28 protein-coding genes are annotated in these 25,636 nt (G+C 63.7%); 18 read left to right on the top strand and 10 right to left on the bottom strand.

Annotated elements, in window-relative coordinates; translation table 11 throughout:
- Positions 1-57: 57 nt before the first annotated feature.
- The gene (gene aroQ / locus CCOS864_RS14390) at positions 58-528 is read left to right on the top strand and encodes a type II 3-dehydroquinate dehydratase (RefSeq protein WP_115086920.1); all 471 of its coding nucleotides are present in this window, start codon (positions 58-60) and stop codon (positions 526-528) included.
- Here the strand turns inward: aroQ and dsdC are convergent.
- Together dsdC and CCOS864_RS14400 are read right to left on the bottom strand one after the other, a co-directional pair.
- On the bottom strand, positions 521-1,453 hold the full coding sequence (gene dsdC / locus CCOS864_RS14395) for a DNA-binding transcriptional regulator DsdC (protein WP_115086921.1): 933 nt from the start codon (positions 1,451-1,453) through the stop codon (positions 521-523). The genes aroQ and dsdC overlap by 8 nt on opposite strands.
- Before the next feature lie 2 nt (positions 1,454-1,455).
- Positions 1,456-2,808: a D-serine ammonia-lyase gene (locus tag CCOS864_RS14400; protein ID WP_115086922.1), complete on the bottom strand. Its 1,353-nt coding sequence runs from the start codon at positions 2,806-2,808 to the stop codon at positions 1,456-1,458.
- A 179-nt stretch (positions 2,809-2,987) separates the two neighbouring features.
- Between CCOS864_RS14400 and fusA the strand changes: the two genes are divergently transcribed.
- From fusA to CCOS864_RS14440, 8 genes are all read left to right on the top strand, one after another.
- On the top strand, positions 2,988-5,093 hold the full coding sequence (gene fusA, locus CCOS864_RS14405; protein ID WP_115086923.1) for an elongation factor G: 2,106 nt from the start codon (positions 2,988-2,990) through the stop codon (positions 5,091-5,093).
- Between the two features lie 196 nt (positions 5,094-5,289).
- Positions 5,290-7,770, top strand: a complete 2,481-nt coding sequence (gene ligD, locus CCOS864_RS14410; RefSeq protein ID WP_115086924.1) for a DNA ligase D — start codon at positions 5,290-5,292, stop codon at positions 7,768-7,770.
- The gene (locus CCOS864_RS14415; protein ID WP_115086925.1) at positions 7,770-8,042 is read left to right on the top strand and encodes a hypothetical protein; all 273 of its coding nucleotides are present in this window, start codon (positions 7,770-7,772) and stop codon (positions 8,040-8,042) included. Before ligD ends, CCOS864_RS14415 begins: the two co-directional genes overlap by 1 nt.
- A gap of 55 nt (positions 8,043-8,097) precedes the next feature.
- On the top strand, positions 8,098-8,862 hold the full coding sequence (locus CCOS864_RS14420; protein WP_115086926.1) for a PIG-L deacetylase family protein: 765 nt from the start codon (positions 8,098-8,100) through the stop codon (positions 8,860-8,862).
- Between the two features lie 279 nt (positions 8,863-9,141).
- On the top strand, positions 9,142-10,236 hold the full coding sequence (locus CCOS864_RS14425) for a serine hydrolase domain-containing protein (RefSeq protein WP_205125911.1): 1,095 nt from the start codon (positions 9,142-9,144) through the stop codon (positions 10,234-10,236).
- Positions 10,237-10,474: 238 nt separating this feature from the next.
- Positions 10,475-11,437, top strand: coding sequence for an alpha/beta fold hydrolase (locus tag CCOS864_RS14430; protein WP_167458894.1), 963 nt, complete (start codon positions 10,475-10,477; stop codon positions 11,435-11,437).
- Between the two features lie 13 nt (positions 11,438-11,450).
- Positions 11,451-12,659, top strand: coding sequence for a saccharopine dehydrogenase family protein (locus CCOS864_RS14435; RefSeq protein WP_115086928.1), 1,209 nt, complete (start codon positions 11,451-11,453; stop codon positions 12,657-12,659).
- Entirely contained in the window at positions 12,656-13,207 is a 552-nt protein-coding gene (locus CCOS864_RS14440; RefSeq protein ID WP_115086929.1) for a hypothetical protein, read from the top strand. Before CCOS864_RS14435 ends, CCOS864_RS14440 begins: the two co-directional genes overlap by 4 nt.
- A 10-nt stretch (positions 13,208-13,217) precedes the next feature.
- On the opposite strand, the gene CCOS864_RS14445 is transcribed toward CCOS864_RS14440, so the two are convergent.
- Entirely contained in the window at positions 13,218-13,862 is a 645-nt protein-coding gene (locus CCOS864_RS14445) for a TetR/AcrR family transcriptional regulator (RefSeq protein ID WP_167458895.1), read from the bottom strand.
- Between the two features lie 90 nt (positions 13,863-13,952).
- Here CCOS864_RS14445 and CCOS864_RS14450 point away from each other — a divergent pair, with 90 nt between their 5' ends.
- A complete protein-coding gene (locus CCOS864_RS14450) occupies positions 13,953-15,479 on the top strand; it encodes a flavin-containing monooxygenase (protein ID WP_244211919.1) in 1,527 nt (508 codons plus the stop codon).
- Here CCOS864_RS14450 and CCOS864_RS14455 read toward each other — a convergent pair.
- Entirely contained in the window at positions 15,449-16,363 is a 915-nt protein-coding gene (locus CCOS864_RS14455) for a LysR family transcriptional regulator (protein WP_115086931.1), read from the bottom strand. The two genes, CCOS864_RS14450 and CCOS864_RS14455, sit on opposite strands and share 31 nt — an antisense overlap.
- A gap of 113 nt (positions 16,364-16,476) precedes the next feature.
- On the opposite strand from CCOS864_RS14455, the gene CCOS864_RS14460 reads away from it, so the two are divergent.
- Positions 16,477-17,673 (top strand): MFS transporter, encoded by a 1,197-nt coding sequence (locus tag CCOS864_RS14460; RefSeq protein WP_115086932.1) that lies wholly within the window; start codon positions 16,477-16,479, stop codon positions 17,671-17,673.
- A 9-nt stretch (positions 17,674-17,682) separates the two neighbouring features.
- Positions 17,683-18,078: a nuclear transport factor 2 family protein gene (locus CCOS864_RS14465; protein ID WP_115086933.1), complete on the top strand. Its 396-nt coding sequence runs from the start codon at positions 17,683-17,685 to the stop codon at positions 18,076-18,078.
- Here CCOS864_RS14465 and ku read toward each other — a convergent pair whose 3' ends face one another.
- Positions 18,079-18,942 carry a non-homologous end joining protein Ku gene (gene ku, locus CCOS864_RS14470; RefSeq protein ID WP_115086934.1) on the bottom strand — a complete coding sequence of 288 codons (864 nt, stop codon included), beginning with the start codon at positions 18,940-18,942 and terminating at the stop codon, positions 18,079-18,081.
- A 55-nt stretch (positions 18,943-18,997) separates the two neighbouring features.
- Here ku and CCOS864_RS14475 point away from each other — a divergent pair, with 55 nt between their 5' ends.
- The 3 genes from CCOS864_RS14475 to CCOS864_RS14485 all read left to right on the top strand — a co-directional run bounded on the left by CCOS864_RS14475 (position 18,998) and on the right by CCOS864_RS14485 (position 20,461).
- Complete coding sequence (locus CCOS864_RS14475; RefSeq protein ID WP_233674788.1) at positions 18,998-19,264, top strand: DUF4142 domain-containing protein; 267 nt, start codon at positions 18,998-19,000, stop codon at positions 19,262-19,264.
- Between the two features lie 14 nt (positions 19,265-19,278).
- The gene (locus tag CCOS864_RS14480) at positions 19,279-19,566 is read left to right on the top strand and encodes a hypothetical protein (RefSeq protein WP_115086936.1); all 288 of its coding nucleotides are present in this window, start codon (positions 19,279-19,281) and stop codon (positions 19,564-19,566) included.
- 280 nt (positions 19,567-19,846) lie between these two features.
- Complete coding sequence (locus tag CCOS864_RS14485) at positions 19,847-20,461, top strand: Yip1 family protein (RefSeq protein WP_115086937.1); 615 nt, start codon at positions 19,847-19,849, stop codon at positions 20,459-20,461.
- Between the two features lie 20 nt (positions 20,462-20,481).
- On the opposite strand, the gene CCOS864_RS14490 is transcribed toward CCOS864_RS14485, so the two are convergent.
- Positions 20,482-20,754, bottom strand: coding sequence for a DUF1652 domain-containing protein (locus CCOS864_RS14490; protein ID WP_115086938.1), 273 nt, complete (start codon positions 20,752-20,754; stop codon positions 20,482-20,484).
- Between the two features lie 293 nt (positions 20,755-21,047).
- Between CCOS864_RS14490 and CCOS864_RS14495 the strand changes: the two genes are divergently transcribed.
- The 3 genes from CCOS864_RS14495 to CCOS864_RS14505 all read left to right on the top strand — a co-directional run bounded on the left by CCOS864_RS14495 (position 21,048) and on the right by CCOS864_RS14505 (position 22,158).
- Entirely contained in the window at positions 21,048-21,221 is a 174-nt protein-coding gene (locus CCOS864_RS14495; RefSeq protein ID WP_080764720.1) for a KGG domain-containing protein, read from the top strand.
- Between the two features lie 49 nt (positions 21,222-21,270).
- On the top strand, positions 21,271-21,831 hold the full coding sequence (locus tag CCOS864_RS14500) for an ATP-dependent Clp protease proteolytic subunit (protein ID WP_115086939.1): 561 nt from the start codon (positions 21,271-21,273) through the stop codon (positions 21,829-21,831).
- A 99-nt stretch (positions 21,832-21,930) separates the two neighbouring features.
- Positions 21,931-22,158, top strand: coding sequence for a DUF6555 family protein (locus CCOS864_RS14505; protein ID WP_115086940.1), 228 nt, complete (start codon positions 21,931-21,933; stop codon positions 22,156-22,158).
- A 1-nt stretch (position 22,159) separates the two neighbouring features.
- Here the strand turns inward: CCOS864_RS14505 and CCOS864_RS14510 are convergent, their stop codons facing one another.
- From CCOS864_RS14510 to CCOS864_RS14525, 4 genes are all read right to left on the bottom strand, one after another.
- The gene (locus tag CCOS864_RS14510; RefSeq protein WP_115086941.1) at positions 22,160-23,077 is read right to left on the bottom strand and encodes a DNA-3-methyladenine glycosylase family protein; all 918 of its coding nucleotides are present in this window, start codon (positions 23,075-23,077) and stop codon (positions 22,160-22,162) included.
- Between the two features lie 142 nt (positions 23,078-23,219).
- Positions 23,220-23,846: an isochorismate family cysteine hydrolase YcaC gene (gene ycaC, locus CCOS864_RS14515; protein WP_010223830.1), complete on the bottom strand. Its 627-nt coding sequence runs from the start codon at positions 23,844-23,846 to the stop codon at positions 23,220-23,222.
- A 51-nt stretch (positions 23,847-23,897) separates the two neighbouring features.
- The gene (locus tag CCOS864_RS14520) at positions 23,898-24,584 is read right to left on the bottom strand and encodes a hydrolase (RefSeq protein WP_115086942.1); all 687 of its coding nucleotides are present in this window, start codon (positions 24,582-24,584) and stop codon (positions 23,898-23,900) included.
- An 89-nt stretch (positions 24,585-24,673) separates the two neighbouring features.
- Positions 24,674-25,564 carry a pirin family protein gene (locus CCOS864_RS14525; RefSeq protein WP_115086943.1) on the bottom strand — a complete coding sequence of 297 codons (891 nt, stop codon included), beginning with the start codon at positions 25,562-25,564 and terminating at the stop codon, positions 24,674-24,676.
- Between the last annotated feature and the right edge of the window lie 72 nt (positions 25,565-25,636).

Consider the following 25,636-nt stretch of genomic DNA (forward strand, 5'->3'; position numbering starts at 1 on the left):
CCTTTTTACCCGCCTACGACGCCCTGTGCGCCAACACCCTGACTGGAAACCTGCACCATGAAAACCCTGCTCGTGCTCAACGGCCCCAACCTGAACATGCTCGGCCTGCGCCAACCGGAGGTCTACGGCCGCGAGACCCTGGCCGATGTCGAAAGCCTCTGCCAGCAGGCGGCCAGCCGGCTGGAACTGAAGCTGGAATTCCAGCAGACCAACCACGAAGGCCAGCTGATCGACTGGATTCACCAGGCCCGGGGCCGGGTCGCCGGGATTGTCATCAACCCCGGGGCCTGGACCCATACTTCGGTGGCGATTCATGACGCCTTGATTGCCGCCGAGGTGCCGGTGATCGAGGTGCACATCTCCAACGTCCACCGCCGTGAAGCCTTCCGCCACCACTCCTATGTGTCGCTGGTGGCCAAGGCAGTGCTGGCCGGCTTCGGCAGCCACGGCTATGTGCTGGCGATCGAACATTTTGCCCGCGAGCTCACGCCATTGGCACGCCTGTGCACGACGGCCGAGGTCAGCTGAGCACACACCCCTGCAACCACTCAATCATCACCCGCAAGCGCAGCGGCAAAGGATCGTGCGGCGGATGCACCAGGTAATAGCCCTGCCCCGGCGTCTGGCTGAAGCCGACCAGGGGCAGGATCAGCGCGCCCTGATCAAGCAACGGCTGCACCAGGCGCTGGCGCCCCATGGCCACACCGGCATGGTGGCTGGCGGCGGCGCTGCACAGGTCGGAGCGGTCGAAGGTCAGGTGGCTGGCGGGCAGGTGCTGCTGCACGCCCTGCTCGCGGGCCCAGCGTTGCCACTCGGCGTCAAAGGCGGCGTGTTCCCAGGCCAGGGCATCGTGCAGCAAGGTGCACTGGGCCAGACGCTCGGGGTGGCCGATCAGGCCGTGGCGTTCGGCGTACTTCGGGCTGCACACCGGGGCGACCCGCTCGTCCATCAACAATTGGCTGACCAGCCCCGGAAACTCGCCGTCGCCATACAGCAAGGCCAGGTCCACCGGACGGGTGCGAAAATCCACCGGGTCGTTGCCGGTGCGTATGTCCAGGCTGACCTGCGGATAGCGCTGCTGAAAATCCGCCAGGCGCGGCACCAGCCAGTGCTGGGCCACCGAAGGCCGCACATAGAGGCTCAGGGATCCGCTGACTTCCTGCGTCGAAGGCTGCAGGGCTTCCTGCAGTTGCGCTTCGAAGCCTTGCAGCACCTGATAGAGCCGCTCGCCTTCGACGGTCAGGCGGATGCGCCGGGTCAGGCGTTCGAACAGGCGTAGCGCCAGGGCCTGCTCCAGGCGGGCGATACGATGGCTGACGGCGCTGGCGGTCAGGCACAGCTCCTGCGCCGCCAGGCTGAAGCTCAGGTGCCGGGCGACCGCGAGGAAGGTGTGCAGATTGGCGAACTGGGCGCCGCTCAAGCGGGTGCCGAGGCGATCGGGCAGGTTGAGCATGCTCAATTGCCGGCCAGCACGGCGCGGCCCTTGGCCAGGTAGCGGTCCATCTCGTCGCGCGGCACCATGCTGCCGCCGGTACCCCAGACCAGGTGGGTGGCGCGGGCCATGCGCTCATCGCTCAGACCCAGACGCTGACGGTAGCCTTGCTGCTCTTGCAACACACTGAACATGCCCGCCAGCCCGGCCAGTGCCGACGGTTCCAGCTCGATGCCTTCACACGCCTGCATTTGTGCGAGCTGGCGGTACAGGGTGGCATCGCTGACGGTGTAGTAGCCGTCGATCAGGCGCTGCAGCGAGCGCCCGACAAAGCCCGAGGGCCGCCCCACCGCCAGACCGTCGGCGGCAGTCTGGTTGTCGATGCCGAAGTCATACACCGACAAACCGTCGTGCAAGCCGGTGTACACGCCAAGGAACATGCACGGTGAATGGGTCGGCTCGGCGAACAGGCAATGCACCGCATCGCCGAAGATATGCTTGAGACCGAAGGCCACGCCGCCAGGGCCACCGCCGACGCCACAGGGCAGGTAGACGAACAGCGGATGCTCGGCGTCGACCTGTATGCCCTGCGCTGCCAGCTGGCGCTGCAGGCGCTCGGCCGCCACGGCGTAACCGAGGAACAGGTTCAGCGAGTTTTCATCATCGACAAAATGGCAGTGCGGGTCGGCCTCGGCCTCCTGGCGCCCCTGCTCCACCGCCACGCTGTAGTCGGCGCTGTACTCACGCACCTCGACACCGCAGGCGCGCAGGCGATCCTTCTTCCACTGGCGGGCATCGGCGGACATGTGCACCGTGGCCTTGAAGCCCAGGCGCGCACTGATGATGCCGATCGACAGGCCCAGGTTGCCGGTGGAGCCGACCGCCACACTGTACTGGCTAAAAAAGGCCCGGGCCTGATCGCTGTCGAGCTTGGCGTAGCTATCGCCCGGCTGCAGCAGGCCACCGGCCAGGGCCAGGTCTTCGGCGTGCTTGAGCACTTCATAGATGCCGCCGCGGGCCTTGATCGAGCCGGAAATCGGCAGCAGGTTGTCGGCCTTGAGCCACAGGGCGCCGGTTGGCGGCAGTTGCTGTTCGGCACAGAGCACCGCCTGCAGGGCATGCAGCGGCAACAACGGCGATTCGATGATGCCGGCAACGGCTGCGGTCTCGGGGAAGGCCGAGGCGATGAACGGGGCAAAGCGTTCGAGCCTGGCGCTGGCCTCGTGAATATCTTCAGCGCTCAGCGCCACATCACCCAGGGCTTCGGCGCTCGGCGCCAGGGCCGGGTTGAACCAGCTGGTCGGGCGCAACGCCACCAGTTCGGCGATCAGCGGATGGCTCTGGCACCAGGCGTTCACGGATTTTTCCAGCGGCATTGTCGTACTCCAGCAGGCATCGAATAGAACGATTAAGCGTCAGCACCACTGGCTTTACAACCGATGGTTACTCAGGCCATGGATGAAGCCTGTTCAGCCATGCCGCGCCGTGCAAGCCGGCGCACTTCTGCTACCTTGGGAGTACCCTCTTCATCCGCATCACACACAGGTGACCCCTCATGGCGCGCACCACCCCCATCGAGCTGTACCGCAACATCGGCATCGTCGCCCATGTTGACGCCGGCAAGACCACGACCACCGAACGCATCCTGTTTTACACCGGGGTCAACCACAAGATGGGCGAGGTGCACGACGGCGCCGCGACCATGGACTGGATGGCCCAGGAGCAGGAGCGCGGCATCACCATCACCTCGGCGGCGACCACGGCGTTCTGGCAGGGCTCAAGCAAACAGTTCGCCGACAAGTACCGCTTCAATATCATCGACACCCCCGGCCACGTCGACTTCACCATCGAGGTGGAGCGCTCGCTGCGCGTGCTCGACGGCGCAGTGGTGGTGTTCAGCGGCGCCGACGGCGTCGAGCCGCAATCGGAGACGGTCTGGCGCCAGGCCAACAAGTACCATGTGCCGCGCCTGGCCTACGTCAACAAGATGGACCGCCAGGGCGCGGATTTTCTGCGCGTGGTCAAGCAGATCGACCAGCGCCTGGGTCACCACCCGGTGCCGATCCAGCTGTCGATCGGCGCCGAGGAGCACTTCGCCGGGCAGATCGACCTGGTGAAGATGAAGGCCATCTACTGGAACGAAGACGACCAGGGCACCAGCTACCGCGAAGAAGAGATTCCGGCCGACATGCTCGAGCTTGCCAACGAGTGGCGCGCGCACATGATCGAAGCTGCTGCCGAGGCCAATGACGAGTTCATGGAGCTGTACCTCAACGGCCAGGAGCTGAGCAACGAACAGATCAAGGCCGGCCTGCGCCAACGTACCCTGGCCAATCAGATCGTGCCGGCGATCTGCGGCTCGTCATTCAAGAACAAGGGCGTGCCGCTGATGCTCGACGCGGTCATCGACTACCTGCCGGCGCCGTCGGAAATCCCGGCGATCAACGGCACCGACCCGGACCACGAAGACAAGCACCTGGAGCGCCACGCTGACGACAACGAACCGTTCTCGGCGCTGGCGTTCAAGATCGCCACCGACCCCTTCGTCGGTACCCTGACCTTCGCCCGGGTCTACTCCGGCGTGCTCAGCTCCGGCAACGCCGTGCTCAACTCGGTCAAGGGCAAGAAGGAACGCATCGGCCGCATGGTGCAGATGCACGCCAACCAGCGCGCCGAGATCAAGGACGTATGCGCCGGCGACATCGCCGCGCTGATCGGCATGAAGGACGTCACTACCGGCGACACCCTGTGCGACATCAACCAGCCGATCATCCTCGAACGCATGGACTTCCCGGACCCGGTGATCTCGGTGGCGGTCGAGCCGAAGACCAAGGCCGACCAGGAGAAAATGGGCATCGCCCTGAGCAAGCTGGCCCAGGAAGACCCGTCGTTCCGGGTGCGCACCGATGAAGAGACCGCGCAGACCATCATCTCCGGCATGGGCGAATTGCACCTGGACATCATCGTCGACCGCATGCGCCGCGAGTTCGGCGTCGAGGCCAATATCGGCAAGCCCCAGGTGGCCTACCGCGAGAAGATCCGCAACACCTGCGAGATCGAAGGCAAGTTCGTTCGCCAGTCTGGCGGGCGCGGCCAGTACGGCCACTGCTGGATCCGCTTCGCCCCGGGCGAGGAAGGCAAAGAGGGCCTGGAATTCGTCAACGAAGTGGTCGGCGGCGTAGTGCCGCGCGAGTACATCCCGGCGATCCAGAAAGGTATCGAAGAGCAGATGCAGAACGGCGTGCTGGCCGGCTATCCGCTGATTGGCCTCAAGGCCACGGTGTTCGATGGCTCGTACCACGACGTCGACTCCAACGAAATGGCCTTCAAGGTCGCGGCGTCAATGGCCACCAAGCAACTGGCGCAAAAAGGCGGCGCGGTGCTGCTGGAGCCGGTGATGAAAGTCGAAGTGGTGACTCCCGAGGAGTACCAGGGCGACATCATGGGTGACCTGAGTCGCCGGCGCGGGATGATCCAGGAAGGCGGCGAGACCCCGGCGGGCAAAGTGGTACGCGCCGAGGTGCCATTGGGCGAGATGTTCGGTTACTCCACCCAAATGCGCTCCATGACCCAGGGCCGCGCCAGCTACACCATGGAGTTCACCAAGTACGCCGAAGCGCCGGCGAGCATCAGTGAGGCGATTATCAAGAAACAGGGCTGATACGGCGACCGCTTCGCGGTCGATCGCCGGCAAGCCGGCTCCCACAGGATAGCGGCGCACTCGAATCCTGTGGGAACCGGCCTTGCCGGCGATGGGGTGCGCAGCAGCCCCACCTCGAACAAAAGCCGATTGAACTCCCAGCCCTGCCGCCCAATCCCAATGCTTAGGACCCGTCCAAAAGCCGCAGGACACCGCCATGGCCAAGCCGTTGCAGGAGTACGCGCGCAAGCGCAATTTCGACGCCACACCGGAGCCGGCTGGTAACCCTGTCCGAGGCAAAAAAACCGCCCACGCCCTGCAATACTGCATCCAGAAACACGACGCCAGCCACCTGCACTACGACTTTCGCCTGGAGCTGGACGGTACCCTGAAAAGCTGGGCCATCCCCAAGGGCCCGTCGCTGGACCCAAAGGTCCGGCGCCTGGCCGTGCACGTCGAAGACCACCCGCTGGACTACGCCAACTTCGAAGGGCAAATCCCCGAAGGCCATTATGGCGCCGGTGACGTGATTGTCTGGGACCGTGGTGTGTGGATCCCCGAAGAAGATCCGCACACGGCCTATGCCAAGGGCAAGCTGCGCTTTCGCCTGCAGGGCGAGAAACTCTCGGGGATCTGGAACCTGTTTCGCACCCACCTGGCCGGCAAGCAGGAGCAGTGGCTGCTGATCAAGTCCGACGATGCCCAGGCGCGCCCGCAGGCGGACTACGACATCCTCGAGGCCGAACCGGACAGCGTGCTCAGCGAACGTACGCTGATCGCGCGCAAACCCAAGGCCGCGACGAGCAAAGCCACAAGCAAGACCAGGCCCGCGAGCAAAACCGAACTCAGCGGCGCCAGGAAAGCCGCCCTGCCCGATTCGCTCAAGCCGGAGCTGGCGACCCTGGTGGAAACTCCGCCCGAGGGCGACTGGCGCTACGAAGTGAAATTCGACGGTTACCGCATCCTCGCCCGCATCGACGGCGACGCGGTGCGCCTGTTCACCCGCAACGGCCATGACTGGACCGCCAAGCTGCCCAAACAGGCCAAGGCCCTGGCCAAGCTCGGCGTGCAATCGGCCTGGCTCGATGGCGAGATGGTGGTGGCCAACGAACATGGCGTGGCGGATTTCCAGGCCCTGCAAAATGCCTTCGACCAGGCCCGCGACGAGCAGATCCTCTACTACCTGTTCGACCTGCCGTACCTCAACGGCATGGACCTGCGCCAGTGCCCGCTGGAGCAGCGCCGCGCGGCGCTGGCGAAGGTGCTGGAGAAAGCCGATGAAAAACGCCTGCGCTTTTCTGCCGACTTTGACCAGACCGTCGAGTCGCTGCTCGACAGCGCCTGCAAGATGGCGCTGGAGGGCCTGATCGGCAAGCGCCTGGGCAGCAGTTACCTGAACCGGCGCAGCAGCGACTGGATCAAGCTCAAGTGCAAGCAGCGCCAGGAGTTCGTGATCGTCGGTTTTACCGACCCCAAGGGTTCGCGCGAGGCCTTCGGCGCACTGCTGCTGGCCCTGCACGATGAGCGTGGCGAGCTGCGCTATGCCGGCAAGGTCGGCACCGGTTTCAACAGCGCGACCCTGGCGCAGATTCACCAGCGCCTGGCGCCGCTTGAAGTCGCCAAGCCGCAGTTCCGCAGGCCGCCAACCGGCGCCGAGGCCAAAGGTGTGCACTGGCTCAAGCCAACGCTGCTGGCCGAGGTCGCCTATGCGCAGATGACCCGCGACGGCGTGGTGCGCCATTCGGTGTTCCATGGCCTGCGCGACGACAAACCGGCCAAGGCCATCGGCCTGGAGCAGCCCGTGAAAACCCCGGCAAGCCACCCCTCCAACCTGCACCTGACCCACCCGGAACGCGTCATCGATGCCAGCACCGGCATTACCAAGCGCCAGGTGGCCGAGTACTACGCCCAGGTCGCCGAGTGGATCCTGCCCCATCTCAAGCGCCGCCCCGTGGCCCTGGTACGGGCACCCGATGGCCTGGCCGGCGAGCTGTTCTTCCAGAAGAACGCCGCGCAACTGAACATCCCCGGCCTTGAAAGCCACGACAAGGCCGAAGCCGGCCAGGCGCTGATGATCATCGACCAGGCTGAAACCCTGCTGGGCGCAGTGCAGATGAACACCCTCGAACTGCACACCTGGAACGCCACCGCCAAGGACTTCGACAAGCCCGACCGGCTGATCCTCGACCTCGACCCGGACCCGGCGTTGCCGTGGAAGGCCATGCTCGAAGCCACCCAACTGACCCTGGCGCTGCTCGACGAACTGGGGCTGCAGTCTTTCCTCAAGACCAGCGGCGGCAAGGGCATGCACATTGTCGTGCCGCTGACCCGCCGTGCCGGCTGGGACGAGGTCAAGGGCTTCAGCCAGGCCATGGTCCAGCACCTGGCCGGGCTATTCCCCGAGCGCCTGTCGGCGGTGTCCGGGCCGAAGAACCGGGTCGGACGAATCTTCATCGATTACCTGCGCAACGGCAAAGGCGCGACCACGGTCTGCGCCTATTCAATCCGCGCCCGCGAAGGCCTGGCGGTGTCGGTGCCGATTCGCCGGGAAGAGCTGACCGCGCTCAAGGGCGCCAACCAATGGCACCTGCTCAACCTCGGCGAACGCCTGGCCGAGGGCGATGACCCCTGGGCCGACTACGGTCAGGTACGCCAGTCGATCAGCAAGGACCTGCGCCGCCGCCTGGGGCTTGAATAATGGACGACCTGGACTGGATCGACCTGCTGCAATGGCCGGCCATGTTCGCAACGATCCTGGCCGCCTGGTGGATCGGCTCGCGTCAACCGCGGCGGCGGCGGATCGGTTTTGTCTGCTTCATCGCCAGCAACCTGCTGTGGGCAGTCTGGGGCTGGCACGCCCAGGCCTGGGCGCTGATCGTGCTGCAGGTATGCCTGTGCGCGATGAACCTGCGCGGCCTGAAAAAGAACACCAACGGCACCCCCCCTTCGCCCCGGGAGTCGACTTCATGAACGATGCTCACCTGGGCCGGCAATTGAGTGCAGCACCCGACGGAGGCTGGCAGCTATGACCCTGCAGCAATCGCAAAATCCGATGCGCGCACCCGGTACGCCGCTGGTGCACTGGCAATCCTCGGCGACGCTGCAGGCGGTGCCGGCCATCACCCATGCTCAACTGGTACCGGTTGGCCGCCGCCTGGTGGTGGTCGCCCCACACCCCGATGACGAGGTGCTCGGCTGCGGCGGCGTGCTGGCCGGCATGCGTGGCCGCGAGCAGGATCTGCTGCTGATCTCGGTCAGCGATGGCGAAGCCAGCCACCCTGATTCGCGCCACTGGACCAGTGAACGCCTGCGCCAGCAACGCCCGCGGGAAAGTGCCGACGCCCTGCGTCGCCTGGGCCTGGATCTGACCCGCTTGACCTGGCTGCGCCTGGGCCTGGCTGATAGCGCCGTGGCCAACCATGAACGCTGGCTGGCTGAACGCCTGGTGCAGCTGTTAAGCGCCAGCGATCAGGTACTGACCACCTGGCGCCTGGACGGCCATTGCGATCATGAGGCTGTGGGCCGCGCCTGTGCCCGGGCCTGTGAAACCGTCGGCGCGCGCTTGATCGAGGTGCCGGTCCGGGCCTGGCACTGGGCCCGTCCGAGCGATCCGCGGCTGCCCTGGCAGCGCGCCCACAAGCTGTTTCTCGACCGCGCGGTGCTGGCCCTCAAGCAGCAGGCCATCGCTGCCCATACCAGCCAGCTGCAGGCCGACGAGCAGACACCGCCGGTACTCGACCGCGAGGCGCTGGCACGGCTGCAGCAACCTTTCGAGCTGGTATTCACATGAGCGTATCGGCGAGCTATTTCGAGCAACTGGGTGATCCGACCCAGGCGTCGTGAACAGCACAGCGTAGAAGCCATAACCGCGCGGTGCACTTCTTCACAAAATCCCTCAGGTTAAAAACCATCATAACCATTATGATTTTTTCGCTTGCCTGACGCCTGTCCGACGGTTGCGCAGCATTGAACCGACACGACAGGCAGCAGGTTGAAGTTTCTCAGGTTGTTAACCAACGACCTGCAATTCTGATCGTTGCACCTGTAAAAAATCGTAAGGGAGAACACCATGGATGTCAGTTGGCTGTTTCTGAGTACGCCGGCAGCCGAACATTTTAGCCAGGTGGTTCAGACCACACCTGCGCAAGTCAAAAACGACATGGGCCGAATTTTCAAGGAGCTCTCCAGAAAAGCTGGCCCAGGTTGTGTGTTCAGTGCCGAGAAAGAGAATGCCTTTGTCATACAAGGCGCGACAGGGTTTGCTGACATCGAGAAGAAAAAGCCGCTGACTGCAGATTCGGTATTCAACCTCGCGTCCGTGTCCAAGCAATTCACCGCGTTTGCCATTCACCTCTTGGCCACTGAGAAAAAACTGTCGCTGGATGACTCTGTTCGCCAGTACGTTCCTGAACTGGGCAGCTACGCCGATCCGGTGACCCTGCGCCATTTACTCCATCACACCGGTGGCCTGCCAAGCTACGAGGACGCGGCCGAGGCGCAAGGCATACCTGATACCAAGCCACTGAGCCAGGCCACGGCGTTGCAATTGCTGGCAGCGGAGAAACAACCGTTATTCGCTCCCGGCACCCGGTTTTCGTACAGCAATACCGGCTACTTCATGTTGTCGCTGGTGGTCGAGAGGGTCAGCGGAAAAAGCATTCGCCAGTTCTCCGAACAGGCCATCTTCAAGCCGCTGGAGATGAACCACACCCAGATCGTCGACACCTACCCTTTGACCTTCGAGGTCGCCCGCGGCTACAAGCGCTCGTTCTGGGGGGGCGCTCGATTGTATGAAAGCCCGTGGGAGGTGACCGGCGACGGACAAGTGCACTCCACCGTCGGTGACTTGATGAAATGGGGCGCCAATCTGCAAAACGGTACTGTCGGTGGCCCCAACCTGTTGGCCGTCATGTCCAGAGCCGGCCCACGGGTCGCCATCGATCATGAGGATTATGCGATGGGCTTGTCGCCCAAACTGTACAAAGGGACGCGGCTGCTCGAACACTCAGGCGGCTGGGCCGGTTACTCGACTCAGTTCCTGGATTTCCCCGACGCCCATATCACCGTCGCAGTCCTGTGCAACGCAGAAGACCTCGATGCCGCAACCTACAGCGAGAAAATCGCCGATGTACTGGCCGTGGAAAAGTGGGCCAGCGCGCGTTAAGCAGGCGCCCTGAATCTGTTGCTCAGCCATGAACCGCCGGCCTGCCACGCCTTGTGGCAGCTCGGCGGCTGATTACCTGCCCCGCCCCCAGGCCGTCAGGGCCGCTGCCAGCCTTGCCGTTTGACCATGGCCCTTGCCGGCCGGCTTGAGATGTTTGGCCTGCTGCTTGCGCAAAACATAATAACCGTTATGATCTTTTTTGTTGAGCCGTGTTGTCCATCCACAGCGGAGAACGCCATTGACCCCTCACCCGAGATTTGCCCGCATCGGCCGCATCACCCTCGCCTACGAGACCCTCGGGCCCGAACATGCGCCACCGGTGCTGTTGGTCCATGGCCTTGCCCAGCAGCTGACCGCATGGCCCGACGCGCTGGTACACAGCCTTGTCAAAGCGGGCTTTCGGGTGATCCGTTTCGACAACCGCGACATCGGCAAGTCCAGCCGCATGTGCGGTACACCGCGCCTGGCCTGGCACTACCTGAACGCACAGGTTGGCCGCCGCAGCCGCGCGCCCTACTCGCTGGATGACATGGCCCATGACACGCTGGGCTTGATCGACAGTCTCAAGCTGGGCCCGGTGCACCTGGTCGGCGCATCGATGGGCGGCATGATTGCCCAGATCGTCGCCGCGCGTTTTCCCTATGCGGTGCGTTCACTGACCTCGATCATGTCCAGCTCCGGTGATCGACGCCTGCCCAACGCCCGTGCCGACGTGCGCAAGCTGTTGCTCAACCCGGTGCGCCAAACCTCCTTGCAGCGCGAGATCGACCATAACCTGCAGCTTTGGGAGCTGATCGCCAGCCCAGGCTACCCGACACCACGCGAACAATTGCGAGCGCGGCTTGAAGACGATCTCAGGCGCAACGTACCTGCGGCCGGAGGCATCGAACGACAGTTCGCCGCGATCCTGGCCTCGGGGTCGCGCGTGCCGTTGCTGTCGCAGATCGACACCCCCACCCTGGTGCTGCATGGCCTGGAAGACCCGCTCATACCTTTCGAGGCCGGACGCAGCACCGCCGAGCACATCCCCGGTGCGGTGTTCGAAAGCATCGCCGGAATGGGTCACGACCTTCCAGCGGCACTCCTGCCGACACTGGCTGAGCGCCTGCTCAAGCATTTTCGCCAAGCCGTTCGCGCACAGCTGCCCCCTCTGCAGTCGCGGCAGTGCGCCAAGCCCCTGACCTACAACAAAACCAACTGACAGGAACACGACCATGAAGGTGATTGCATTAGGCGGCTGTGGCCATATGGGCCGGCACTTTGTCGAGACGGCGATCCAGCTCCAGGCCTTTTCCTGGCTGACGGTAGCCGACCGCAACGCCGAGGAGGCGCTACGCTACGTGGCCAGCCTGGGCCGATCGAACATTGATGCGCTGCAGGTCGATGCGCGCAATCCCGAGGCCCTCACCCGGGTCTTGCGCAACTACGATGTGGTGGTCTCGACCATCGGGCCTTACTACCTGTTTGGTACGACGGTGCTGCAATGCGCCATCGACGCGGGCTGTCACTACATCGATATCTGTGATGACCCCGAACCCACCCTGGCAATGCTCGACCTCGATGCGCGTGCACAAGCCGCGAACATCACCGCCATCGTCGGCATGGGCGCCAGCCCAGGCGTGGCCAACCTGCTGGCCAGCAAAGCCATCCGCCAGGTCGGTGCCCCGCACCGCGTGGTCACCACCTGGGGCAGCGCCTCGCGTGCCAAGGAAGCAGCCAGTCACGATACCGACATGGGCGCGGCACTCGATCACTGGGTCGAACAACTGACCGGCAACATCCCGGTGTTTCGCGGTGGTCGCATCGCCAGCGGCCTGCCATTGACCGAAATAGACCTGCTGGTGCCCGGCATCGGTGCGGTGCGCGCCCATACGGTGGGGCATCCGGAACCTGTGACCTTGCCGACGACTTTCGCCTCGATCCGCGAATGCGCCAACGCGATGGTGTTTTCCAACAGCCTGATCAGCCTGCTGAAGTTGATCCAGGCCCGCGTCGACCAGCGCGGCCACAGTGTCAGCCAAGCGGCGTCCGAATTGCGCAAAGTCGCGCTGAACAACGACCTTTCGGGCCTGAGCCTGGGTGAGTCCCTGTCCCTGCTAGTGGGTTCGGCAAAAGAAAGTCTGTTTGGCCGGCGTTACATTCCAGCGGAAATGTCCGCTATCGCCGAAGGCCTGAGCCAGGGCCGGCGACATGTGTGCAGCGCCTGGATCAATGGCGAAATCCCCGGCGGCATGGGGCCCAACACCTGCATTCCGACGGCAGTGGCCCTGCTCATGCTGGTGCAGGGCAAAATCAGCCGCAAAGGTGCGTTCGCCCCCGAGGCCGGCATCGATGCCGACCAGTTTTTCACCTTGCTGCAGCCCTTCATCAAGGCCGAGGATACCCAGCAACCGGTGATCACGCTACGTGAGGTCGTACTGTGAAAGGCGCGCCGCCGGGGCTGGTGTTGACCCGCGAACGTCAAGCCATGCTGACGGAGCTTGAACAACTGCTGGGACAGCCGGTGCACGCCTATGTCTGGGCCTTTCGCCAGATCCACCCCGGCTGGCTACTGTTCGTCAGCTTCATGACTTCACAGGTCATCAACGAACTCATCATCTACGAGCTTTTCGAGGCGCGTGGCCGCTACGGCATCGAGCGCACCCTGTTTGAAATCATCTCGCCGCTGCTGCTGTGGTTTCTGCTCGACACGGCCATCCAGCTCGCCTTGACGCTGGCCGGCCGTGGCCATCGCCTGCTGGTACAGACGTTGAATGGTGAACTGCTGGTGTTTCATCGCCGGCTCTTCAGCGCCAGGCCCGAACGCCTGGAGCGGCGCATCAAGGGTTCATTGGCGCTGAATGCGCAACTGATGGGCTTTGCGATAGACCGCCTGGACACCGACATCGGGCGCTTTTACGTGTGGGGCCGTTGGCGCGACGTGCGGGTGCTGATGCGGCCTGCCAGGGAGGCTTGCGATGCGCACCACTGAAGCGTACGCCTCAGGCCTGTGGGGTGAGAAACGCCGCGATGTGGCGCTTGACCAGCATGCGCTGCTGCTCAGGGTCAAAACGCTCGGGATCGATGACTCGCCCAACGCCCAGGCCATCGGCCAGGGCAACCATGGCATCGGCTTCGAGCTTCAGGTCGAGGCCGGCCCGGATCGCCTTTTGCGCCTGCAGGCGGGTCAGTTCGTCGACCAGCGCACTGCGCATGAAGGCATACCGCCGTTGGTGTTCGGCACCCAGTTTTTCATTGCCCACGCACGTACGCAGGAACGCCAACCAGATACGCCAGGCAGTTTCACCGGCCTCATCGAGCGGCAACGAAGCGTGCAGGATGCACTCCAGGCGAGCGATACCCTCGACACCTTCAAGGCACTCGGTCACCTCCTCGACCATGCCGGTAATGAGGTGGTCCAGCGCATACAGCAGCACTTCGTCCTTGGTCCTGAAGTAGTGCACGACCGCCCCGGTGGTGGCCTGCAGTTCACCTGCTATCTCGCGGATCGTGACGTTCTCGACCCCCACACGAAGAATCGCTCGCCACGTGGCCTCCAGCACCTCCTGGCGCTTGCGTTCATTGTTGGAAACCGCAGCGCCCGCCTTGCGTCGGGTGCGGGCCGGGGCTTCTCGGGATATCGCCATGGGCATTGATCTCGCTGTTGGCAGGTTCGACTCGTCGCACATCATAACAATGATGATCAAACAATAAGATGCTCGATAACGGAGAACGCTGTGATCAATCAACCAAGAGCCAAGCTTTCGACGGAACTGGACGCCGACGTGATCATCGTCGGCAGCGGCTTCTCCGGGCAGTGCATGGCGATCAAGCTTCGCGAGGCCGGTTTCCACTCCGTATTGCTTCTGGAGCGCGGCGCCACGGTGGGCGGCACCTGGCGTGACAATCACTACCCCGGCGCAGCCTGCGACATCCCTTCGCACCTGTATTCCTTCTCGTTCATGCTCAACCCGAACTGGTCACGCACCTATCCGGGCCAGGCCGAAATCCTCGGTTATCTGCATGCCACTGCCGAACGGCACGGGTTGCTCGAACACATGCGTTTCAACACCCTCGTCAGCGGCGCAAGCTTTGATGCGGGCCGCCTGACCTGGCAGGTAGAAACCGACGGTGGGCCACTACGCTGCCGCTTCCTGATCCTGGGTACCGGCGGTTTGAGCGAGCCTGTGGTACCCCGCCTGGCGGGGCTGGACACCTTTGCGGGACGCACCTTCCACTCGGCGCGCTGGGACCACGACTATGCCCTGCAAGGCAAGCGCGTGGCGGTGATCGGCAGCGGAGCCAGCGCCATCCAGTTCGTGCCGCAGATTGCGCCGCGCGTCGAGCGGCTCAGTGTGTTCCAACGCACCCCGGCGTGGATCGTACCGCGCCAGGACCGCCCGTTCAGCGCCTTGCAAAAAGCGCTTTACCGCTACCTGCCGGGGGTGATGCGGCTCAAGCGCTGGGGCATTCACTGGCTGAACGAAGTGCAGGCCCTTGGCACGGTGGTCGACCCCAAGTACATGGCCCTGGGTGAGAAAATCGCGCTTCAACACCTGCACCGGCAAGTCGCCGATCCCCAGCTGCGGGCCCGCCTCACGCCCGACTATGTGATGGGTTGCAAGCGCATCCTGATCTCTGATGACTGGTACCCCGCCCTGCAACGGGCCAATACCTCGCTGGTGAGCGATGCCATCGAACGCATCACCCCCACCGGCGTCTTGACCTGCGATGGCCGCTTGCACGAGGTCGACGCGATCATCTTCGGTACCGGCTTCCAGGCCACCGAAGCGCTCGGCAAGCTGCGTATTCGCGGGCGCCTGGGACGTGAACTGAACGAGGTCTGGGCCCAGGGTGCCGAAGCCTATGTCGGCGCCAGCGTCAACGGCTTTCCCAACCTGTTCCTGATCACCGGGCCGAACACCGGGTTGGGGCATAACTCGATGGTGTTCATGATCGAGGCAAACGTGGCACACATCGTCGGTGCGCTGAAAGCTGCCCGGCAAGCCGATGCCCAGGTAGTAGAGGTCAAGCGTGAGGTCCAGGCGCGCTACAACCAGAATCTGCAGCGGCGCCTGGAAAAATCGGTCTGGGTGACCGGCTGCAAGAGCTGGTACCAGGACAAGGCCAGCGGCAAGGTCACCACGCTCTGGCCTGGTTTCAGTACTCAGTATTGGGCAATCGCCCATCGCTTCAAGGCTGACGACTACCTGCTGCTGGCAGCAGGTTCGCCTCAGGTCCCCGCGCCCGTTTCGGCGAGGTAAGCCTTGATGAAATCGATCCAGGCACGGACCTTGCGCGGTACATGGCGGCTTGCCGGATACAACGCGTAGACACTTTGCCGGGCGAAGCGGTAAGCGGGCAACGCATCGAGCAACTGTCCACTCGCCAGGTCATCGGCCACCAGCCATTCCGGCAGCAAGGCGACACCCGCACCTTGCACGGCGAAAGCACGCAGGATTGACGCGTTATCGGTCACCAGCAAGGGCGTGCCGTGCGTCTCAAACACCGCACTGCGACCAGCGTCCCCCTGCAGTTCCCAGCGACTGTTCTGCTCGAAGCGGCTGTGCACCAGCTGCGCCACGGCGGCCAGGTGCGAAGGTGAGTCGATGATCTGCGGGCCATGGGCGGCCAGCAGGCTGGGCGCCAGCACCAGGCGCACGTCGTAAGTGGCCAGGCACACGCCACGGTAGCTGGAATCCTGGGCCTGGCCCAGGCGGATGGCGACATCGAAACGCTCGCGCACCAGGTCGACCTGGGAGGTGTGGGTTTCCAGGCGCACGCTCAGGTCAGGGTGCAACCGGCAGAACGCCTGCAACGCCGGGGCGAGGACTTTCAGCCCGTACTCGACGGTGGAGGTAATGCGCAGGCTGCCCTGCAAGCCAGCATGCTCGGCGCGCGCCTCGTCGATGGCGACGCGCGCATCTTCGACCACCTGCAGGCAGCGCTGGTAAAAGCGCTCGCCGGCATCAGTGAGGGCAATTCGGCGGGTGGTGCGGGTCAGCAAGGTCACGCCCAGTTCAGCTTCCAGCTGCTTGATGCTGAAGCTGACGGCGGCGCGGGTTTGCTGCAGGCGCTCGGCGGCGCCGGTGAAGGAGCCGGCCTGGACCACCGCGCAGAACAGTTCGAATCGGTCGAGACTGACCATGCAATGCCTTCGCCATTGTCAAAATAATTTGACCAATCTGCCGGTTTTTTGCGTCTTATTCAAGCACCTGCAAGCCTCTAGACTGCGCCTTTCTCCGGCCCGTCGAACTGCTCATGCCCTATCGCTCGAAAGTCACCCTGATCTATTTGCTGGGTTTCACCCTCGACCTGCTCAACATGTTCGCCCTCAACGCCGCCTACCCGGCGCTGGGCCAGGAACTGCACGCCTCGGTGGCGCAACTGAGCTGGACCAACAACCTGTACATGCTCGGCCTGACCCTGGTGATACCGCTGGGCACCTGGATGGCCGCGCGGCTGGGCGAACGCCAGACACTGCTGCTGTCGCTGGCGCTGTTCGGCCTGGGCTCGGCACTCGCCGGCAGCGCCGGCACCATCGACAGCCTGCTTGGCTGGCGGTTGTTGCAAGGGCTCGGTGGTGGCTTGTTGATTCCGGTAGGCCAGGCCATGGCTTATCGCTTGTATGCGCCTGAGCAACGCCACCACCTGACCTCGCTGGTAATGATGGTAGCCCTGCTGGTACCGGCGTTGTCGCCGACACTGGGTGGCGTGGTGGTCGATCAGGGCTCGTGGCGGTGGATCTTCTTTGCCATGCTGCCGCTGACGTTAATGGCTGGCGTACTGGTGCTGGCCTGGCTGCCTGCAAACCAGCCGTTACCGGCCCCTCAGCCAATCCTTGACCTGCACCTGCTCGGCCAGCCGCTGCTGCGTACGGCGATGCTGGTCTACCTGTGCGTGCCGGGCGTGTTCATCGGCGCCAACCTGGTCGCAGCCCTGTACCTGCAACAACGCCTTGGGCTTAGCGCCACGGCCACCGGAGCGCTGATGTTGCCCTGGTCGCTGGGCGCCCTGGGCGCCATTGCTTTTGTGCGCTGGCGTTTCAACCTGACCGGGCCCAAGTGGCTGCTGAGCGCCGGCATACTGATCCAGTGCGCCGCACTCCTGTGGCTGGCCTTGCCCTGGGTAGCCGCGCATCACGCCTGGCTGGCGCTGATCTTCGCCCTGCTTGGCCTGGGCAGCAGCCTGTGCAGCAGCAGTGCGCAAAGCCTGGCATTCCTGGCCATAGCGCCGGAGCAAATGGGCCAGGCCAGCGCCCTGTGGAACCTCAACCGGCAACTGAGTTTCTGTCTCGGTGTGGCCGTGCTCGGCGCTGTGCTCAATCAGCTGCTGCCGGCGCCGCAAGCGTTTGCGCACACGTTCATCCTGGCCGCGCTGCTAACCCTGCTACCGCTGCCAATGGTTTTCAAACTGCCCGGGACTCGCGCCCTGGGGCTTATCACCCGCACTCACTGAGACCTGCCCATGAGCCAACGCAACCCCGCCTTCAAGGAAGTCCTCGACGCCCACGTCGCCATCCAGCAATGGTTGTCCGGCACTGCCCCGGCCGATCGGCTCGATGCGCTGATGGCGCGTTTCAGCCCGCTGTATTCGATGATCACCCTGCCCGGCCAGGTGCTCGATTACCAAGGCCTGCGCGCGCTGTTTCAGCAAGCCCACGGCAAGCGTGCAGGTCTGGAAATAAGCATCGATGAACTGCACCTGATCGCCGAAGGCCCGAGCCTGGCGGTGGTCGGTTATCGCGAGTGGCAGGCCGATGCCGCAGGCAACCGCTCAGTACGCCGTTCGACCGTGGTGTTTGAACGCGCCAATGGCGCCTTGCGCTGGCGCCATCTGCACGAAACGCAGGCATCCGGCTGATCAGGCCTTTTTGCGCGGCTTGCTGGTGCCCGCGGGCTTTTTCGCCGCTGGCGCCGCTTTCTTCGCCGCCGGCTTGCGCCCACCCAGGCTGCGTTTGAGCAGTTCGGTGAGGTCGATGATGTCGGCGCTTTTCTGTTCGCCTTCGCCTTCCAGCGGCTCGACCGTGGCGATCTTGCCCTGGCTGGCTTTTTCTTCGACCAGGCTCATGATGGTGTCCTTGAAGTCATTGCGGTAATCCTCCGGCGTCCAGTGCCCGCTCATGTCCTCGACCAAGCGCTTGGCCATCTGCAGCTCGCGCTTGTCGATACTCGCGTCGCGCACGCTGGCATCCAGTTCCAGGCTGTCCAGACCACGCACTTCCTCAGGCCAGCGCAGGATGATCATCACCATGGCATCCTCCAGCGGGCGCAGCAGCGCGAGGTGCTGCTGGGTGTGCAGCACCACCTTGGCCAGGGCGACCTTACCGGTGCTCTCGAGGGTTTCGCGCAGCAACGCGTACACCTTGCCGCCGCGACGGTCGGGGCTCAGGTAGTACGGGGTAGCAAACTGCTGCAGGGGGACTTCGCCGCTGTCGACGAAAGAAAAGATATCGATGGTCTGGGTCGCCTCCGGCCGGGCCTGGCGGATCTCCTCTTCGCTGATCACCACGTACTGGCCCTTCCGGTACTGCACGCCCTTGACGATATGCTCACGGGCGATCTCCTTGCCAGTGACCTTGTTCACCCGCTTGTAGCCCACCGGCTCCATGCTGCGCTCGTCGAGCCAGTCGAAGTCGACCCGGTCGCTGCTGATCGCGGTACTCAACGACACCGGGATGTGCACCAGGCCGAAGCTGATTGCACCTTTCCAGATGGCTCTGGCCATGACGTTCTCCCACAGGCAATTGAAAGGCCCTTTGTCAGTCTGACTGCGCCGGGCCGTGAAGGTTTGCCGCAGCCCGCACCAGGGCCACAAGATCCAGACCCGCCAGCTGCCTTTGGAAAAAACCGAATCGGCTGAAGTAAAGGCGTTTGCCCCGCAGATGATCAAGGATCACACTAAAGCCAATCAGCACCTGCTCGATCTTGCCAAACAGCACGATTTCAGCGTCCCGGATGACGCCCATGAACAGGCGGTGCGCCTGTTCGATGAAGAGAGCCGGTCCACCTCGGACCCTGACGAGCAGAACGCGCACCGCCCGAACTGAAGGAGGCCTCTGGTATGAGAAAGGTCAGCCCGGCCTGCCCGACCTGCCTGCAGATCGATTTTGTCCAGGACACGCTGTTCGGCCCCGTGGCCCACAGCGCCGAATGCGAGGTGCAACTGGCGCCGCTGAACATCAACGGCCTGCCGGGTTTGCGCATGCAGGTGCGGGCGCCCGTGCCCGCCAAGCTCGAGCGCTCGCACAGCGTGGCGTTTGTCTGGGAAGGCCGTACCTATCGCGGGATCGTCCAGTATCACCGGCGCTGTGATGACGGCGGCTTGCAGCTGCAGCTGGAACTGCAGTAACCGCTTCGCTGGCAAGCCAGCCCCCACAGGTCCGGCTTACACAAACCGATTGTGGGAGCTGGCCTTGCCAGCGATGGGCCCAGCGTGGTCGTCAGCCCTGCGGCTTGGCCGCACAGCCACAACCACTGCCGTTGCACGGCCTGCCGGACAGATGGTGGTCGTCACTTGTCAGTGACCGGACGCTGCGGTGAGTGGTTCAAAAAAAATGAAACCCCAACGCCGCCCAGGCCTCCATAGAACAGGGAGAGGTGTTTCCTGCCCTGCTTACCCGGAGGTCACCATGAGTACCCATCTGGTTCAACTGTTCACCCACCCCGATGACGCCTGGATGGAAATCCGCCAGGAAGAAGAACTGCACCCGCGTCACTACCTGCCGCACCTGCTGCTGATGGCGCTGATTCCTGCCTTGTGCCTGTTCATCGGTACCACCAGCGTGGGCTGGAGCCTGGCCGGTACCGAGCGGGTACGCCTGAGCGTGGCCAGCGCCGCCGAGCTCGGCGTGTTGCTGTACGCCTGCAGCGTGGTCGGGGTGATGATCATGGGCGGGTTCATTCGCTGGATGTCGCGCACCTTCGATGCGCGGCCAAGCCTGAACCAGTGCATCGGCTTTGCCGCCTATACCGCCACGCCGTATTTCGTTGCCGGTATCGCCGGGCTCTATCCCGGACGCTGGCTGGCGCTGATCGTGCTGGGCGCGGCTTCGGCCTATGCGACCTTCCTGCTCTACGTCGGCCTGCCAACCTTCCTGCGCCTGCGCAAGGAAGACGGCCTGTTGTATTCGACCAGTGTGTGGGCGGTCGGGCTGCTGGTGCTGGTGACCATCCTGGTGTCGATGATTCTGTTCTGGTTCAACGTGCTCAGCCCTGAATACCTGCGCCCGGCCAGCCTTGGCTAACCGGTGGCAGACTGCGTGGTTCAGGCCATCGCCTGGGGTTTGAACGGAATTTGGCTACGCCCCAGGCGCTGTTCTTCGCGCACCTGGGCAACCAGGGTGGCAAGCTCGTGGCAGGTGGTCAGGCTGTGCACATGGATACCTGTGACAGTCAGGCAATCGCCCAGGCTATCGCCCTGCCCCAATTGAATGGTCAGGTGCTCGCCATCGGCGCAGGATACGACACAGCGATCAGGCAGGAACGCCTGTTCGATCAGATGGCACAACTCAAGGGTGGAAACTCCAATCAGTGACATGCTGCGATCCTCGTATCGGAGGGCCCGACTATTGAGTTAGTACCCAGCCAGTCCTCGATGCCAATTGAATTTGCCGATGCCGCGCCGTTGCCCCCATGCAGTGCAGCAATGATCTCTCGGAAGAGCCGTCTGCCCTTGGCCAAGTTCCAGGTATTCGGGCCTGTGGCAGATGAACGGCATGCCTTTACCGTTCGTCTCGCATCGCTGAAATATTTAAAACTTTGCCCACGGCGGCCGCCTCCCAACCTGTGTAAGGCAAACGCCTTGCGAATATTCACAAGAGGAAGAGAATCATGGCTAACAAAGGCACTTCGAATCCCGGGAATTTCGCTAACGACAAGCAAAAAGCGTCTGATGCCGGGAAAAAAGGTGGCCAGGCCTCCGGCGGTACCGCAGGTGGCCAGACCCGCAAGCCTGACATGGACAAAGACCAGGCCCGCAAACCAAGTGGTGGCGGCCGTAGCTAACGGACGAAAGACCGGCGCACTGCACGTGCGTCGGTCCTGAGGCACTGCAATGAGCCAACAGGTGATCCACTTTCATTGCCAGATCGACCAGGACACCACCGAGCGCTTTCGCGACCGGTGCCTGCAGGCCGTCGATGACGGCGCTACCTCGTTGCTGCTGTTTCTCTCGACCACTGGCGGCAGCACCAACTTCGGATTCTCGCTGTACAGCTTTCTCAAGTCCTTGCCGGTGCCGCTTTGCGCAGTCAATGCCGGCAACATCGAGTCCATGGGCATCATCATGTACCTGGCCGCCGCCGAGCGTGTCGCCGCTCCCCATTCTCGCTTTCTCATCCATCCCATGACCTGGCACTTCAGCCAGAGCGCGGTGGACCATTCGCGCCTGCGTGAATACCTGTCGAGCCTGAACAACGACCTGGAGCGCTACGTGCGTATATTCGAACTGGAGACCGCCCAGGCCGAGCGCAAGCTGGACATCTTTCATTGCCTGTCGACCGAAGAAAAGGTCATCCCCGCCTACGACTCGCTGCCCTACGGCATTGCCCATCGCCTGGAGCAGGTGGTGTTTGAAAAGGACGCCCGGCACCTGACCGTCAGCGGCGCCCATTGACCAGGGAAATCCGATGGAATTTTTTCCATCGCCCAGCACTCACTAGAGGCATTGAAGGGATTTTCTTGGTCACTGCTCTGTAAGGATCCTGCCAGCCCCATGAACAACGCAAAACTATTCGTCATCGACTATCAGCTGCACGGCGATCACAAGTCTTTCATCATCCGCGCCGAGACGATGGACAACGCCGAAGCCTGGCACTGGGCAAGCTGCGACGCCGGGCTCGGTCGAATAGGCCGCTACGGCCGCGAGAAGGTCAGGAAAGTCAGCAAGCCCCTGGCCGAGCGCTACGGCATTACCGATGTGAAGTGGCGCCAGTCCAGCTAAGTCAGCTCAATGACGCCCACAGGTGCTGGGCGGCATAGGCGCGCCACGGGCTCCAGGCCTGAGCACGCTGGGCCAGTTGTGCGTCGGCGCCTTCAAGCAGGCGCAAGGCCTTGATCAGGGCCACATCCCCCAGCGGCAAGGCGTCGGCCGCGCCCATCTGGCGCAGGGCCAGATAGTGGGCGCTCCACGGGCCGATGCCGCGCAAGCGGCACAGCCGCTGGACCCAGGCCTCCAGATTGCGCTCAGGGCGTAACAGCTGCGGGTCCTCCAGCAATGCCCGGGCCAGGGTCGACAAGGTCAAGGCCCGCGAGCGCGGCATGCCCAGGCCACTGAGGTCGACGTCTACAATGGCCTCGGCCCTGGGGAACACATGGGTCAAGCCGGGCCACTGCTGGACATGCGCGGGTAGTCGCTGGCCGTAACCCGCCACCAGGCGCCCGGCCAGGGTGATAGCCCCGGCCACACTGATCTGCTGGCCCAGCACGGTGCGCATGGCCTGCTCGAACGCGTCCCAGCCCCGCGGCACACGCAGCCCCGGACGCAGGTTGATCAGTTGCGCCATCAACGGGTCTCGACTGAGCTGTGCCTGGATCTTGTGCAGTTCGGCATCCAGATCAAACACCCGTCGGACCCTGGCCAGCAAACCCGGCAGTGCTCGCGCAGAAGCACCGACCACGGTGACCTTCAGCCGGGACCCACGCGCCTGAGACACCTGGACGATGCCCTGGCCCTGGGCGAGATCAAAACTGCGCGTATACACCCCCGCCGCCACCGTCTCGACCCCGGTGATCGCCCGCGCGGCAAGAAACCCCAGCAGCGATGGCCAGTGCAACGGTGGCTGATAGGGCAGCCAGAAGCTGATGACGCTGCCGGGCCGCACGGTGCGACGATGGCCAGCGAAGGTGGGAGCAGGTTTCATGCGCTGATCATCACCTGCGCAAACGTCACCACACCAGCGGTTTCGCAGAATTTCGGCACCGCAAAGGTCTGCCCTTCAGGGCGATGTCGAGACGACGACGGCCGGGCTACGCTAGCGCCCGGCCGCCGATCGGTTAACGGCGTTACTTGCCGTTGGTGAGGGTGTTGTAGCTGGTCATCAGGTTGCGGTAGTCGGGGATGTGGTTGGAGAACAAGGTACCCAGGCCTTCGATGTCGTTGCGCCAGTCGCGGTGCAGCTCACAGGCCAGGCCGAACCAGGTCATCAGTTGGGCGCCGGCTTGCGACATGCGATTCCAGGCCGAGTCGCGGGTCAACTCGTTGAAGGTGCCGGAGGCATCGGTGACCACGAACACGTCAAAGCCTTCTTCCAGGGCCGACAGCGCCGGGAACGCCACGCATACTTCAGTTACCACACCGGCGATGATCAGTTGCTTCTTGCCGGTGGCCTTGACCGCCTTGACGAAGTCTTCGTTGTCCCAGGCGTTGATCTGCCCCGGACGAGCGATGTACGGCGCTTCGGGGAACTGCGCCTTGAGCTCGGGCACCAGCGGGCCGTTGGGGCCGGTTTCGAAGCTGGTGGTGAGGATGGTCGGCAGCTTGAAGTACTTGGCCAGGTCGCCAACGGCCAGCACGTTGTTCTTGAACCGGTCCGGGTCGATGTCTCGAACCAGCGACAGCAGGCCGGTCTGGTGGTCGACCAGCAGGACGGCGGCGTTGTTCTTGTCCAGGCGGACGTAGGGCTTGGTCATGGTCTTACTCCTTGCATTGAGACGCCGGTGCCGGGCACCGGACATGAGGGATCAGCGTTGGGAATCGAGCAGTTCGTTGTCGCGTGCGACCTGTTGCGCCTTGAGATAGCTTTCGATCAGCAACTGGTAATGCGGGAACACAGCGCTGTAGGCTTCGGCCCATTGCTGGGCGTCTTCACGGTTCCAGGTACGCTGGACTTCCGAGCACACCGCGGCGGTGTCCATCGGCACCACGCCGGCCTGCATGATGCGCGCCAGGGTGATTTCCTGAGCCATCTTCGAATAGGTGCCGCTGGCATCGATCACCGCAAATACCTTATAGCCCGCATTGACCGCGCTGATGCTCGGGAAGGCCATGCACACACTGGTGATGGTGCCGGCGATGATCAACGTCTTGCGTCCGGTCTGCTCTACCGCGGCAACGAACTCGGGATTGTCCCAGGCGTTGATTTCACCTTTGCGTGCCACGTACCGGGCGTGGGGGGCGGCTTCATGGATTTCCGGGATCAGCGGGCCGTTGGGACCTTGCGGCACGGAAGCGGTGGTGATGACCGGGATCTTGGCGAGCGATGCGATCTTTGCCAGGGTAATGGCGTTGGCCCGCAGCTCGGTCATGGGCATGTCCTTGACCGTCTGGAACAGGCCGCTCTGATGGTCGATCAACAGCATCGCGGCGTCATCGGGGTCGATGCGCGGCACCTGGCCGTTGAAGTTGGCAACGTTGGCAAAAGTACTCATGGCACGTTCTCCTTCGGGATCAGGCTGGGCGTTTTGCGCGCAGCCCGGGTCGAAGGCCGACCCTGCGGCCGACCTTCGGGTTAATGAGACTAGTTGTGGTGTCGCGGACCGGCCTGCCCGCTCATCTGGCCGAAGCGCCCGGCGCGGAAATCGTCGAAGGCTTCGGCGATTTCGGCATCACTGTTCATCACGAACGGGCCGTAACCGACAATTGGCTCATCCAGCGGCTCGCCGCTGAGCAGCAGCACCGACACATCGCTTTGCGCTTCGAGCAGCAGCTCGTCACCGGCGCGGTCGAACAGCACCAGTTGCGCGGCACCGACCTGACGCTCGCCGTTGACCAGCAACTGACCGCGCAACACCACCAGCGCGGTACTGCGCCCGGCGGCACTGGGCAGGCGCACGGGCGCGCCGGCCTTGAGCTGCAGGTCCCAGACATCCATGGGCGAGAAGGTCTGGGCCGGGCCCTGGTGGCCGCGGAACGCACCGGCAATCACCCGCAGGCTGCCGGCGCCGTTGCCCAGCGGCACCACCGGAATGTCGGTGCCGAGCAAGGTCTGGTAGCCGGCGGGCGCCGATTTGTCCTTGGCCGGCAGGTTGACCCACAACTGGACCATCTCGAGGGTGCCGCCTTGGGCGGCGAAGGCTGGCGAGTGGAACTCCTCATGGAGAATCCCGCCGGCGGCGGTCATCCACTGCACATCGCCCGGGCCGATCAGGCCGCCGGCGCCGGTGGAGTCGCGGTGCTCCAGTTCGCCCTGGTAGACGATGGTCACGGTTTCGAAACCGCGATGGGGGTGCTGGCCGACCCCGCGACGCGCCGTGGTCGGGGTGAAGTCGTGGGGGCCGGCATAGTCCAGCAGCAGGAACGGGCTGATGTGCTGGGCCAGGTTGTCGTAGGTGAACAGGCTACGGACCGGGAAGCCATCACCCACCCAATGTGGGTGCGGGCTGCTGTAGACGCCTTGGATCTTTTTCATCAGATGCCTCCTCTCGTGCATGGCTATAACCATACGAGCGCAACGACATCGGCGGTAGATCAGTTAAACTGC

This window comes from Pseudomonas wadenswilerensis (assembly GCF_900497695.1).
In the GTDB taxonomy this organism is placed as follows: domain Bacteria; phylum Pseudomonadota; class Gammaproteobacteria; order Pseudomonadales; family Pseudomonadaceae; genus Aquipseudomonas; species Aquipseudomonas wadenswilerensis.